General features: G+C 56.9%; 12 protein-coding genes. 10 read left to right on the top strand and 2 right to left on the bottom strand.

All coding sequences use genetic code 11. The features are described 5' to 3' along the window. The first annotated feature begins 9 nt into the window (after nucleotides 1-9). A complete protein-coding gene (locus INT33_RS01105) occupies nucleotides 10-447 on the top strand; it encodes a phage holin family protein (RefSeq protein WP_192537366.1) in 438 nt (145 codons plus the stop codon). Next, complete coding sequence (locus tag INT33_RS01110; protein WP_192537365.1) at nucleotides 444-1,637, top strand: DUF3618 domain-containing protein; 1,194 nt, start codon at nucleotides 444-446, stop codon at nucleotides 1,635-1,637. Before INT33_RS01105 ends, INT33_RS01110 begins: the two co-directional genes overlap by 4 nt. 128 nt (nucleotides 1,638-1,765) lie before the next feature. On the opposite strand, the gene INT33_RS01115 is transcribed toward INT33_RS01110, so the two are convergent. Next, nucleotides 1,766-2,668, bottom strand: coding sequence for a MurR/RpiR family transcriptional regulator (locus tag INT33_RS01115; protein WP_192537364.1), 903 nt, complete (start codon nucleotides 2,666-2,668; stop codon nucleotides 1,766-1,768). A 183-nt stretch (nucleotides 2,669-2,851) separates the two neighbouring features. On the opposite strand from INT33_RS01115, the gene INT33_RS01120 reads away from it, so the two are divergent. Together INT33_RS01120 and INT33_RS01125 are read left to right on the top strand one after the other, a co-directional pair. Continuing rightward, entirely contained in the window at nucleotides 2,852-4,177 is a 1,326-nt protein-coding gene (locus INT33_RS01120) for an aspartate aminotransferase family protein (protein ID WP_192537363.1), read from the top strand. Nucleotides 4,178-4,217: 40 nt separating this feature from the next. Continuing rightward, complete coding sequence (locus INT33_RS01125) at nucleotides 4,218-4,790, top strand: carboxymuconolactone decarboxylase family protein (RefSeq protein WP_192537362.1); 573 nt, start codon at nucleotides 4,218-4,220, stop codon at nucleotides 4,788-4,790. Between the two features lie 21 nt (nucleotides 4,791-4,811). Here the strand turns inward: INT33_RS01125 and xseA are convergent, their stop codons facing one another. After that, on the bottom strand, nucleotides 4,812-6,152 hold the full coding sequence (xseA, locus tag INT33_RS01130) for an exodeoxyribonuclease VII large subunit (RefSeq protein WP_192537361.1): 1,341 nt from the start codon (nucleotides 6,150-6,152) through the stop codon (nucleotides 4,812-4,814). A gap of 108 nt (nucleotides 6,153-6,260) precedes the next feature. Here xseA and INT33_RS01135 point away from each other — a divergent pair, with 108 nt between their 5' ends. The 6 genes from INT33_RS01135 (at nucleotide 6,261) to INT33_RS01160 (ending at nucleotide 13,286) form a co-directional block, all read left to right on the top strand. Continuing rightward, the gene (locus tag INT33_RS01135; protein WP_192537360.1) at nucleotides 6,261-6,770 is read left to right on the top strand and encodes an opioid growth factor receptor-related protein; all 510 of its coding nucleotides are present in this window, start codon (nucleotides 6,261-6,263) and stop codon (nucleotides 6,768-6,770) included. 204 nt (nucleotides 6,771-6,974) lie between these two features. Next, complete coding sequence (gene guaB, locus INT33_RS01140) at nucleotides 6,975-8,444, top strand: IMP dehydrogenase (protein ID WP_192537359.1); 1,470 nt, start codon at nucleotides 6,975-6,977, stop codon at nucleotides 8,442-8,444. Between the two features lie 94 nt (nucleotides 8,445-8,538). Beyond that, the gene (guaA, locus tag INT33_RS01145; RefSeq protein ID WP_192537357.1) at nucleotides 8,539-10,116 is read left to right on the top strand and encodes a glutamine-hydrolyzing GMP synthase; all 1,578 of its coding nucleotides are present in this window, start codon (nucleotides 8,539-8,541) and stop codon (nucleotides 10,114-10,116) included. A gap of 308 nt (nucleotides 10,117-10,424) precedes the next feature. Beyond that, nucleotides 10,425-11,465: a tyrosine-type recombinase/integrase gene (locus tag INT33_RS01150; protein ID WP_456064842.1), complete on the top strand. Its 1,041-nt coding sequence runs from the start codon at nucleotides 10,425-10,427 to the stop codon at nucleotides 11,463-11,465. A gap of 472 nt (nucleotides 11,466-11,937) precedes the next feature. Next, entirely contained in the window at nucleotides 11,938-12,147 is a 210-nt protein-coding gene (locus INT33_RS01155) for a helix-turn-helix transcriptional regulator (RefSeq protein ID WP_456064844.1), read from the top strand. A gap of 227 nt (nucleotides 12,148-12,374) precedes the next feature. After that, a complete protein-coding gene (locus INT33_RS01160) occupies nucleotides 12,375-13,286 on the top strand; it encodes a replication initiator protein A (RefSeq protein WP_227651339.1) in 912 nt (303 codons plus the stop codon). Nucleotides 13,287-13,400: the final 114 nt, after the last annotated feature.

Raw genomic sequence — 13,400 nt, forward strand, 5'->3', positions numbered from 1 at the left:
AGGTTACGAATGGATTCAGATCATAAAACTTCATCGCAGGGATCGTCTGTCGGGTCGCTTTTATCGACGGTCATGCAGGAAATAACGTCTCTAGTGCGCAATGAAGCTGAGCTTGCCAAGGCCGAGGTGTCGGAAAAAACGCATCAGGTAATGGCGAGCATTGCGACCATTGCAATTGCTGGCGCAGTGCTGCTGGGCGGCTTTCTTACGCTGCTTGCCGCGCTGGTATTTGTGCTAAACGAAGTGCTGCCACCCGATATGACGCCATGGCTATCCGCGATCATCGTGGGTGTCGTCGTGACACTGATCGGCTTCATTATGCTTAAAGGCGGTATGAAACAGCTTCAGGCGCGCAATCTAATGCCTAATCGCACGATCAGTAGCTTGCGTCACGATAAGGAATTCGCCAAGGAGCATCAGCGCAACGTCAAGGAGGAGCTAAAATGAGTGACCACGATCACGATCATAAGCGCAGTGACCATACTCACGATGAGCGCCATGATCATCGCCCCGATCATCGAAGTACGGAAGAGATCGAAAAGGATATCCATCGTTCGCGTGAACGCCTTGACTCCACTCTGCACGAAATCGAGGAACGCTTCTCTCCTCAGCAGCTTTTCAATACGTCCTATGAGTATATCCGGCAAGGTGGCGCCAACGAGTTTGTGTCCAACCTGGGTAATACCATCAAGCAAAACCCAGTGCCTTTTTTAGTGACTACTGCGGGTCTTGGCTGGCTGATGATGGCCCAGCGTAATCCGAACCAGGGGCATCGCTATCAGCGTGGACCGTCGCATCACTATATGGATGAGCATGCGTCTACCGGATATAGCGGCTCTCACGGCTCGCCGGGTGTTCCCGTTCATGAAGGCACGCATACGCATGGCGGTACGCAGAACTATACCAGTACGCCAGGCTACGTCGCCGGTAACCCTGAGCCCCATGGCGATAGCAAAGGCCGGATGAGCAGCGTGAAAGAGGGCGCCAAAGATAAAGCCCATCATTTCAGTGAAAAAGCCAAAGACGTTGCGCATCAGATAGGTGATAAAGCGCATCATCTTGGCGAAAAGGCACAGCATATGGGAGGCAGTATGCGCGATTCTACATCCCACCTTCAGCACGGTACGCGGGATCATCTTCACAACATGTCTGAACGCGCCCGCCACATGGGCAGTAGTTCATCTGATTTTGTTCAGGAGCATCCGCTAGTGGTAGGCGCCTTAGGCGTTGCTCTGGGCGCTGCCTTGGCAAGCCTGTTTCCGACCACGCGCAAAGAGGATGAATACATGGGCGAATACCGTGATCGCGCCCTGCACAGAGCGGCGGAAGCGGGGCAGGAGCAGGTAGATAGAGCCCAGGATAAGATCCATGAAAAGGCGGAGCATATGAAAGACGATACGCATGGTAATCAGCATTCATCGTCCAGCGATAACGATCAGTCAATGTCTCGCTCCACCACGCCGGGAAGCCCTTCGTCCAGCAGCCAGGCTCCAGGCCATAACTCGGCCTCAGGCATTAGCTCAAGCACTACCGGCACCACGCCGGACACCTCAAAGGGCGTTAGAGAACCAGGCTTGGCGGGCTCGAACACGCCTTCCGGCAACACCCAGGGCTCAGGTACCAATAAAGCCCCGTAAGCGGTAAGCGTTATCCTCTTATGAAAAGTAGTGCCCGGCCCAGGCCGGGCACTTTTTTATGTGCGGTACTTTCGCAGGTACTTTCGCAGGTACTTTCGCAGCGCCAACGCTGGCTAAAGCGATACTGCTCATTCCCGCCTAGGGAGCGTATTTGAGTAGGTATTAAAACGAGCCAGGTGATCATCAGCGTCCTGCAGGGCTTTCAATGCCGAAGGGCGATCGAGCTCGGCCAGCAGCGTACAGAGCACTTCCGATACGGCCAGGGCAGGGGCCAGTGTGTGAAAGAAACTGTAGCTCTCCGTGGCGCAGTAAATCGTATGCTCGGAAATTCCCGCCAGCGGTGATACCTCACTATCGGTAATCGAGAGAATAGACAGGCCTTTCTCTTTTGCCAGCTGCGCAAGCGTCAGCGTATCCAGCGCGTAGGGTTTTATGGATACGACCAGCACCACCTCATCCGGTTTTGCACGAATCAAGGCGTCGCCGCCCGTTCCGGCAGGGCCATCAAGATGAACCGAGCGCTCGCCTAAGAGTGACATCACGTAATGAAAATGCCAGGCCACCACATGACTTGAGCGTAACCCCAACACATAGACTTTTTTGGCCGCCGCGAGCCTTTCGGCCATGGCGGTTAAGCGCTTGAGCTGCTCGGGCTCGCAGAGCGCTGCCATCTGGGCGCTTAACCCGTGCAACATGTGATAGGCGATATCACTGCCTGGGGGGCTCGCCGCCTGAGCATCGCGTTGGCGTACCTTCGCCGCAAAGCCATCGTTTCGCTGACGCACCGTTTGTGCGTAGTGGGCGCGAATTTCGTTATAGCCCTGAAAGCCCAGCACTTTGGCAAGCCGCGTCATGGTGGCTGGCTGAACCGCCGCCAAACGCGCCAATTCGCGCATGGACACCAAGGCCACTTCTTCCGGATGCTCAAGCACGTAGCGCGCTGCCTGTTGCAGCTGGGCTGACATACCATCGAACTGAGCAATGATCTGCTCTCTTAGCGGATCGCTCTGTGAAACAGGGCTTTGTGGCATAGGAAGGTGCCTCTTAACACGCCTAGGGCTTGAGATGATTGCGCACGAGTGTAAACGCGGCTTTTCAACGAAAACAATGATCCGTTTGTTTTAATAAATTATATAATGATTGTATTGTTGCATTAATGGGTTGGAACGTGCCACTCTTGCGCTGAACGTAGCGTTTGAAAAGGAACGATAATAATGGCGCGTATTCTTCATCGCAGTATTGGCCAGGCGTTGCCGCACGCGGCGTCAGCGCAAGGCGTCTATATCACTGATACCCAAGGGCGCCGCTACCTGGATGGTTCGGGCGGGGCGGCGGTGACGAGTGTGGGGCACGGCCACCCGGAAGTGCTGGCGGCCATGCGCGCCCAGATTGATAACCTCTGCTACGCCCATACCGGATTTTTCACTACGGACGCCGCCGAGGAACTGGCCGAGAAGCTGGTGAACCTGGCCCCAGATGGCCTGGATTACGTTTACCTAGTCTCCGGCGGTTCAGAAGCGGTAGAGGCCGCGTTAAAAATGGCCCGCCAGTATTTCGTTGAAACCGGCAGGCCAGAGCGGCGGCATATTATCGCCCGGCGCCAGAGCTATCACGGCAATACCCTGGGCGCGCTTGCCACCGGCGGCAACGCCATGCGTAGGCAGCAGTTCCAGCCGCTTTTGCCCCAAACCCATCATGTCTCGCCCTGTTATGCCTATCGTGACAAGGCAAGCGACGAATCTTTTGAGGCGTATGCCGCAAGGCTTGCCGATGAGCTTGAAGCCAGGATTCTCGAGCTGGGCCCTGAAAGCGTGATGGCGTTTGTGGCCGAACCCGTGGTGGGGGCTACGCTTGGCGCCGTGGCCTCTGAGGCGGATTACTTCAAGCGGGTGCGGAAAATCTGCGATCAGTACGGCGTGTTGCTGATTCTCGATGAAGTCATGTGCGGAATGGGGCGCACGGGCACCATGTTCGCCTGCGAGCAGGACGGCATCACGCCCGATATTCTCACCGTGGCCAAAGGCCTGGGCGGCGGCTACCAGCCGATTGGGGCTGTGCTATTGTCCTCCGCTATTTATGATAGCTTCGCCAACGGCTCCGGCCTTTTCCAGCATGGGCATACGTACCTTGGCCACCCGGTCGCGGCGGCTGCGGCGAATAAGGTTGTCGAGATCATCGCGCGGCCTGAAACGCTGGCGAATGTAAACGCCATGGGCGCGCGCTTGCAAAGCGGTCTTGAAGCGGCGCTGGGTGCATCACCTTACGTAGGCGATATTCGGGGTAGGGGATTGTTTCGGGGCATTGAGCTGGTGGCCGACCGCGAGCTAAAGACCCCGTTTGACCCCGCTCGAAAGATTCACGCCAAAATTAAACGCCAGGCCATGGCACGCGGCCTGATCAGCTATCCCATGGGCGGCACCATTGATGGCGTGTATGGCGATCATGTGCTGCTTGCACCCCCATATACCATCCAGGCGGACGAGATCGATCTACTCATTGAGCGGATCACTCAAGCGGTTGACGCCGCAATAGCCGAATAACCTGGCGCGATAGCCAAATAATCCAAGAGGAAATACCACGATGAAGCAGTCACCCTGCCCGCCGATGACCGATGCCGACTGGCCAGAAGAGTCTGCGGAATTACGCGAAGGTTTTGCCGGGCGCTTGAACGTTTACCGCACCATGGCGCACCATCCGGCCCTGCTAAATGCCTGGGCGCCGTTGCGGCAGCACGTGGTGAAGGACAATGCCCTGGGCCCCGAGTTAACCGAGGTGGTGATTCTGCGTGCAGGCTTTCGCCTGGGGTCTGCCTATGAGTGGGCGCACCATATCAGCCGTGCGCTGGCGCTAGGGTTTTCCGAGGCGCGGATTGACGCTATTCGTGGCGTGCCGGAAGCGATTGATGGCGTTGATGGCCTGATTGTTAACGCAGTGGATGCGCTACTCGACGAGCGTATGCTGGCAAGCCACCAGGAAGAAGCGTTGGCTGAGGCGATAGGGCGTAAGGCCGTGATCGACCTGATGGCCATGGTCGGCTTCTACTCGGTGCTGGGATATCTACTCAAGACCTACGACACGCCGATTGATGAGGCTATTCAAGCCGAGGCCCGGTCGAATCCAGGGCTGTTTTCACTAACACCGCCGCCTGTATAGCAAGCTAAGGTCTCGGGCTGCTTACTTAAACCGCCGCTTTACCTCAACACTCAGCCTGCCTTCACCCAAGCGTAGCGAGAGCTTCTGACCTGGCTGGGTCTCCTCGGCACGGCGCACGACCTGGCCCTTGTCATCCTGAGCAATCGCATAGCCCCGGCCCAGCACCGCCAGCGGGCTGATGGCATTAAGCTCCCGCGCCGCACTGGTTAAACGCGCCTGCTGGCGTTGAAGCTGGCGCTGCATGGCGTTTTCCAGACGGCGGTTCAGTTGACTCACCCGTTCGCTTTCGGCGCGGTGCAGGCGCGCCATGTCCTGGCTCGCCAAGCGCTTGCCCAGTTGCGTTACCCGTGCCTGCTGCTGGGCAAGGGTTTGCTGCATGGCGCGAGTTAAACGCTGAGCAAGCGTTGCCACGTGCTGGCGCTGGCGGTTTAACTGCTCGCCGGGGTGCCTGAGCCGGGCACGCAGGCTATCCAGCTGTTGGCTATCGCGCTCCAAGCGGCGCTGCATGGCGCGGTGCAGGCGGCTTTGCTGGTCAGCCAACTGGCGCTTCAAAGCGTGTTGATCCGGCACCAGGCGCTCGGCGGCGGCCGAAGGGGTTGGGGCGCGAACATCGGCGGCAAAATCCGCGAGCGTGACATCCACCTCGTGGCCTACCGCCGACATCACTGGCAGGCGTGAATGAAAAATCGCCCGGGCCAAATGTTCGTTATTAAACGCCCATAAATCTTCCAGGCTGCCGCCGCCCCGGGTGATGAGTACCACATCGCGCTCAGGGTCCAGCCGTGCCTGGCGGTTGAGTAGCCCAAGTGCTGCGATCATTGCCGGTGCCGCTTCCACACCCTGCACTGGCACCGGGATTAGTGTGACATCCGCCAAGGGCCAACGAGCCGCCAAAACGGCCAGCACATCGCGAATGGCCGCGCCGGTGGCCGAGCTTAAAATCAGAATCTTGCGCGGCGGAAAGGGCAGGGTGCGCGTATTGGCAAACACGCCTTCACCGTCCAGCTGGGCTTTGAGGCGCTCAAACGCGGCCAGCAGCTCGCCAAGCCCTGCCGCCTGCACGGCTTCGGCAATCAGTTGGTAGTCACCGCGTGGCTCAAACAGCGACACCCGCCCGCGCAGTTTTACCTGGTCACCATCGCGCATGGGCGCCGACACAAAGCGCGCCCGCTGACGAAACAGCGCGCAGCGCACCTGGGCGCGGTCATCTTTAAGCGTGAAGTAGATATGCCCCGAGGCCGGGCGCGAAACGTTAGAAAGCTCGCCTTCCACCCACACCTCGCCCACATCGCGCTCAAGCGCCTGGCGGGCCTGCTTGTTTAGCTCGCTGACAGAAAGGGCGGTGGATGTTGCTGGGTTCATGGTCGTCCCTTGCACTGGGGTTCAGGTATCTTTGCGGCTAACCGCGTAACATGGCGATGTTATTACACAATATCATTGTATTACCCAAGGCGAGCACGAGGAAATGCCATGAGCCACCACACCACACCGCTTATCGATTTTTACCGTGGCGAGGCAACGGATCATCAGGGGCGCTACATCGATGCTATCTGGGCCTTATCGCCTTTCTGGCTGGAGCATACCCACGACTATATTCAGTGGCTTTTTCCGATTCCCGAGGTTGGCCGTTTTAATGGTTTTGCGCCCCCGCTAACGGTTATTGAAAGGGATGCCTTTAAAGACGATAGCGCGTTACGTGAACGCCAGCGAACGTCGCTGGATGTGATGCTGAGCTTTTTAGGCCTGGCGCGAGATGGGTTTACGATCACCGCCCAGCCGGGACTTAATATGCGCGAACATATTTGGCTCAAGGCGGGAGGGCATAATCACCTGCGTATTTCGCGCATGATTCGCTCTTTGGCACATTGCCATCAACAGGCGCTAGCACTTGCCCTGCAGGAAGCCGTAGTGCGCATTGGTTCTGAGCAAGGCATCGTCTCGGATGCGTCTATTCAATACTGGCTTAGCGCGCATCAGTAGTCGGCGCATGACATAAAACACGGATCATCACGCGTTTTCCCGTCAGGCGTAAGGCAGTGACTTAACAGCAAACGCACATGGCTTATTAGCCATAGGTATAAATTCAGCAGCGTGACGACATTGCTGGGGCGCCCCTCAAAACGCTATAATGGGGGATTAACTTTTCACGCCCCTTCTTCCCACATCACATTGGGTGTTGCCGCTATGCTACGTATGGCCCAAGAAGCGCTTACGTTCGATGACGTACTTCTCGTTCCTGGCTTCTCCGATATCCTCCCCAAGGATGTCAGTCTCAAAACCCGCCTGACCCGCAATCTCTCGCTTAATATCCCGCTCGTTTCTGCTGCAATGGACACCGTGACCGAAGCGCGTCTGGCGATTGCGATGGCTCAGGAAGGCGGCATCGGCATCATCCACAAGAACATGACCATGACCCAGCAGGCTACCGAAGTCCGCAAGGTCAAAAAGCACGAAAGCGTCATTGTTAAAGACCCGGTCACCGTTAGCCCCAAGGCCAAGCTTGAAGACCTTCTCGCGATGGCGAAAGAGTACGGCTTCTCAGGCTTCCCGGTGGTGGAAGGCGAAACGCTGGTGGGTATCGTGACCGAGCGTGATATGCGCTTTCAGCCGAACGTCGGCGACAGCGTGGCCGATATCATGACCCCGCGTGAGCGGCTGATTACCGTTAAGGAAGGCACCGACCTTGAAACCAGCAAAGCCAAAATGCGCGAACACCGCATTGAGAAAATGCTGATTGTCGATGACGCCTTCCATCTGCGTGGCCTGGTGACTTTCCAGGATATCGAAAAAGCCCGCACCTACCCGATGGCCGCTAAAGACAGCGATGGCCGCCTATTAGTAGGCGCTGCCGTAGGTACCGGCCCGGAAACCCCGGACCGCGTTGCTGCGCTTGCCGAAGCTGGCGTTGACGTCATCATCGTCGATACCGCTCACGGCCATTCCCAAGGCGTTATCGACCGCGTTAGCTGGATCAAAGAACACTTTCCGGACATTCAGGTGATCGGTGGCAACATCGCTACCGCCGCCGCTGCTAAAGCACTGGCCGAAGCCGGTGCTGACGGCGTGAAAGTAGGCATCGGCCCGGGTTCCATCTGCACCACGCGTATTGTGGCAGGTGTGGGCGTGCCGCAGATCACCGCGGTTTCCAACGTGGCCGCTGCGCTTAAAGAGTACGACATTCCGTTGATTGCCGACGGTGGCGTACGCTTCTCTGGCGACTTGGCCAAGGCAATTGCCGCTGGCGCCAGTGCCGTAATGGTCGGCGGCCTGCTGGCCGGTACCGAAGAAGCGCCGGGCGAAGTCGAGCTGTTCCAGGGGCGTACTTATAAAGCCTACCGTGGCATGGGTTCCATGGGCGCCATGGCGCAGAACCAGGGCAGCGCCGACCGCTACTTCCAGGATAAGGATGCCGGTGCCGAGAAGCTGGTGCCCGAAGGCATCGAAGGCCGCGTACCTTATAAAGGCATGATGAGCGCCATCGTTCACCAGATGATGGGCGGGCTGCGCGCCTCCATGGGCTACACCGGCTGCCGCGATATTCAGGAAATGCGCACCAAGCCGGAATTTGTCCAGATTACCGGTGCTGGCTTTAACGAATCCCACGTTCACGACGTGCAGATCACTAAAGAAGCTCCCAACTACCGGGTGAGCTAACCAGCGCTTTTAGTTGAATGGCGGCGGGCTTTGCCCCGCCGCTTGCTTTTTAGCCTTACCAGCAGCACCTCCACTGCTTACTCGAGACACCGCCATGAATGATATCCACGCTCACAAGATCCTGATTCTCGACTTCGGCTCACAGTACACCCAGCTGATCGCCCGCCGGGTACGCGAAATCGGCGTATTTTCTGAGGTTCGCGCCTTCGATATTACCGAAGAAGAGATCCGCGAGTACAACCCCAACGGCATCATCCTGGCCGGTGGCCCCGAGTCCGTGACCGAGCTGGATTCCCCGCGTGCGCCGCAGTGCGTGTTCGAAATGGGCCTGCCCGTGTTTGGCGTTTGCTACGGCATGCAGACCATGGCCGAGCAGTTGGGCGGTAAGGTGGAAGGCTCCAACAAGAGCGAGTTTGGCTACGCGCAAATCAGCATTGACGCTGAAAACGTGCTGTTCAAAGACATCAAAGACCACGTAGACGCCGCCACCGGCAAAGCCCTGCTGGACGTATGGATGAGCCACGGCGACAAGGTAGCCAAGGCGCCTGCCGAGTTCACCATCACTGCCTCCACACCCAGCTGCCCGATTGCGGCGATGGTCTGGGAAGAGAAGCAGTTCTACGGCGTACAGTTCCACCCGGAAGTGACTCACACGCTGCAAGGCCAGCGGATTCTTGAGCACTTCGTGCTGGATATCTGTAAAGCCGAAAAGCTGTGGACGCCTGCCCAGATCATCGAAGATCAGGTACAGCGCGTACGCGAGCAGGTAGGCGACCGTCACGTACTGCTCGGCCTCTCCGGCGGCGTGGACTCTTCTGTAGTAGCAGCACTTCTACACAAAGCGATTGGCGACCAGCTGACCTGCGTATTCGTCGATAACGGCCTGCTGCGTAAGCAAGAGGGCGACCAGGTAATGGAAACCTTCGCCAAGCACATGGGCGTGAAGGTCATCCGTGTAGACGCTGAAGACCTGTTCCTGGGCAAGCTAAAAGGCGAGAAAGACCCGGAAGCCAAGCGCAAGATCATTGGCAACACGTTCATCGATGTGTTCGATGAAGAAGCCAGCAAGATTGAAGGCGTCGAGTTCCTGGCCCAGGGCACCATCTACCCGGACGTGATCGAATCCGCTGCCTCCAAAACCGGCAAGGCGCATGTGATCAAATCCCACCACAACGTGGGTGGCCTGCCGGAAACCATGAAACTTAAGCTGGTCGAGCCGCTGCGCGAGCTGTTCAAGGATGAAGTGCGCAAACTCGGCCTGGAACTCGGCCTGCCCTACGACATGGTTTACCGCCACCCCTTCCCGGGGCCGGGCCTGGGCGTGCGTATTCTGGGTGAAGTGAAGAAAGAGTACGCCGACATTCTGCGTGAAGCTGACGCCATCTTCATCGAAGAACTGCGCGCCTCCGGCTGGTACGAAAAAACCAGTCAGGCATTCGCCGTGTTCCTGCCGGTGAAATCGGTAGGCGTCGTCGGCGACGGCCGCCGCTACGAGTGGGTCATCGCCATCCGCGCGGTAGAAACCATCGACTTCATGACCGCCCGCTGGGCGCACCTGCCCTATGAGCTGTTGGAGACCGTTTCCAACCGCATCATCAATGAGTTGGGTGGGGTTTCGCGGGTGACTTATGATGTGAGTAGTAAGCCGCCTGCTACTATTGAGTGGGAGTGATCCCACGTCCGGCATAGACTGGCACCAAAGAGCATTAAAACACCCATAAGCCCGCATAATTGCGGGCTTTTTTCGTTCTTGGCGTAGCAATGTCTGGCAAATTTTCGCATCGCCAAGCACCCCGTTTCTATGGCATGGTAGATGGTACGATTTGAACCTGATGCCATGTTCGGCACTCGATACCATGCCGCCCCTGATGGGGTGTTCATGGTATTGAATTTAGGTAACACATTGTTCTTAAAGATATTTTTTGAGAATTTGTGGGGCTTTTTGAGCATGGTATTTTTGAGAGGAAACCTAACCCGACCATGCTGACCGATACCAAGCTGCGCAACCTCAAGCCAAAGGACAAGCTCTACAAAGTGAATGACCGTGACGGCCTCTACGTGGCCATCACGCCAGCGGGTTCGATTTCATTCCGCTACAACTACTCGATCCACGGTAGGCAGGAGACCATCACCTTCGGCCGCTACGGTGTCGGAGGGATCACGCTAGCGGAAGCCCGCGAACGGCTGGGCGAAGCCAAGAAGATGATCGCCGCAGGGAAATCTCCAGCCAAAGAGAAGGCGCGGGACAAAGCCCGCGTTAAGGACGCTGAAAACTTTGGTGCTTGGGGCGAAAAATGGCTACGCGGCTATCAAATGGCGGACGTTACCCGCGATATGCGTCGAGCTACCTTCGAGCGCGAGCTTAAGCCGAAGTTCGGTAACCAGAAGCTGACAGAAATCACCCATGAGGATTTACGGGCGCTGACTGATGCGATTGTGGAGCGCGGGGCACCGGCAACGGCCGTGCTTTGCCGCGAAATTGTGATGCAGGTCTTCCGTTGGGCTATAGAACGCGGCCAGAAGGTTGAGAACCCGGCCGATCTGGTGCGCCCGTCGACTATTGCAAAGTTTGAGCCGCGAGATCGAGCACTTACGCCCGATGAAATCGGCTTGATGTACCAGTACATGGAGCGCATTGGCACCACACCTTCGATCCGCGCGGCCGCCAAGTTGCTGTTGCTGACGATGGTACGCAAAAGCGAACTGACCAACGCAACGTGGAGCGAAATCAATTTCACCGAAGCGCTCTGGACAATCCCCAAGGAGCGGATGAAGCGCCGCAATCCCCATCTGGTGTTCCTGTCGAGGCAGGCGCTCGACATTTTCATAGCTCTGAAAACCTTCGCGGGCGGCTCGGAGTACGTGCTGCCATCGCGCTATGACTCGGACTTGCCGATGAGCAGCGCCACGCTCAATCAGGTGCTCACGCTGACCTATCGTCTGGCCCAGAAGGAAGGGCAGTCGCTTGGCAAGTTCGGACCGCACGACTTGCGGCGTACAGCCAGCACGCTGCTGCATTAGGCAGGCTATAACACTGACTGGATCGAGAAGTGCCTTGCGCACGAACAGAAGGGCGTTCGAGCCATCTACAACAAGGCCGAGTACCGCGATCAGCGCCGGGCAATGCTACAGGATTGGGCGGACATGATTGACGAGTGGACAATCAGGAAGCCCCGCCTCAAGGACTGATTCGGAGTCTTGAGACCTGCATTTTGTAGCGAAATGCCCACTTCGGAGGGCTTTTTTTTGTCCGTAAAACGTATTCCATATGGACAGGCAATTTTCGCTATCTGCGTCAAATAAAGTGCCAAGAAAAACAAAGAATTGCGAAGGTTTTTGTTTTGAAAGGCGGACAATTTACGGACACTAAGGCATTGATTTTATTGAGAAAAAGTTCTCTATACTGCTGGAAATCACCGGCATTGTGGGGCAATAATTAAACCTCGGGCGATGACAAAACGAGGTATTCGGTGTGGAAAGAGAATTAAGGAGAGTGAGTAAAGTTCTCATTAGCAAAAAGCAGCTGCTGGAGATGATTCCACTGTGCGAGCGCACGATCTACAACTTTGAAAAGCAGGGAAAATTCCCTCAGCGCATCGCACTTAGTAGTCGCAAGGTCGTGTGGGATTTAGCCGAGGTCGAGGCATGGATTGATGCGTGCAAACATTCCGGCTCGGCCCCTCGTCCCGGAATGGGGGCCTGAATTGTGGCGGCCAACTTGCAGGCGACATTTACGAGTAGACCGCTTGTACTGGGCTTAATACAGCTCCGGTTGGGCCGTGCATGAGTAGCCGAAACAGCGGTCTTAAGCCCATAGGCGCGGTAATAGGCGACTCTGGCGGGCTACTGGAACGCCTTGAAAATATCAGGAAGCGGAACAGTGACCGAACTCCGGCTGCTGAACGCGGTAGACCGTCTAACGTCTCGACCGTGCATGAACAGATGGAAAGGGCAAAAGAGCGGGACAAAGCGTTGTCACTTGTCCGCAAGCCTCCACAAGGCGACGCTCAGCCAGATTTTTTTGCGCCCAGCCTTTATGACGTGGGCGGCCGCGACAATCGCAGCGTCATGGATGTGGCCGTGTTCCGTTTATCCAAGAAGGACAAGCGAGCCGGAGAACTGATCCGCTACGACCTGCCGGATGGATACGTGGAAGTGTCCGCAGGAGCGCACGGAATGGCCTCCGTTTGGGACTACGACATTGTGCTGATGATGGTGTCTCACTTGACCGAAGCTATGAACCGCTATCGAGAAGGAAAGGGTGGCAAGCCGGGGAGAGTGTTTCGGCTGCATGTTAGCGACATCCTCAGATTTGCCCGACGTGGTAACGGTAGTAGTCAGGTTAAGGGAGTGGAAGCCGCGCTAGATCGGTTGCGGGGTACTACCATCAAGACAGTGCGCGAAAGCGGCAAGTTCCGGACAACCGAAGCCGAGGGGCTGATCGCGCGCTATCGTGTTCTGTCACGCACGGACACCAAGAAGATAAGTTCTGTCGAGATTGAAGCCCCGGAGTGGATTTATCGAGAAGTCACCGAGGGCAAGCGTCCGGAGGTACTTACAGTACACCGGGACTACTTTCTGATCGAGCCGGGCATAGGACGCTTTATCTACCGACTGGCTCGCCGTGCCGCAGGCAGGGATAGCGCTAAATGGGCTTTCAAGACCCTTTACGAACGCAGTGGAAGCGGTGGCTCGTTCAAAAAATTCTGTTTCTTCCTTCGCGGGATCATCAAAGCCGATGACCTGCCTGAATATGCCTTGTGCGAAGAAGCGGGGAAGGATGGCCCTCTACTGGTCATGAGGCACCGCAATTCCTCGTCGGAACCGCTGGGCGGTTCCTAATAGACGGTGAGTGAGATCGCAAAAGAGCCCCGTTGCGCATTGCTGTCCCATAGTTTTTGATCATAAAGGGATTCTCATCTGAGGATCCCTTTTTTGTGGCTCTGGCGATGGCGG

The sequence above is a fragment of the Halomonas colorata genome, from assembly GCF_014897985.1.
Taxonomy (GTDB): domain Bacteria; phylum Pseudomonadota; class Gammaproteobacteria; order Pseudomonadales; family Halomonadaceae; genus Vreelandella; species Vreelandella colorata.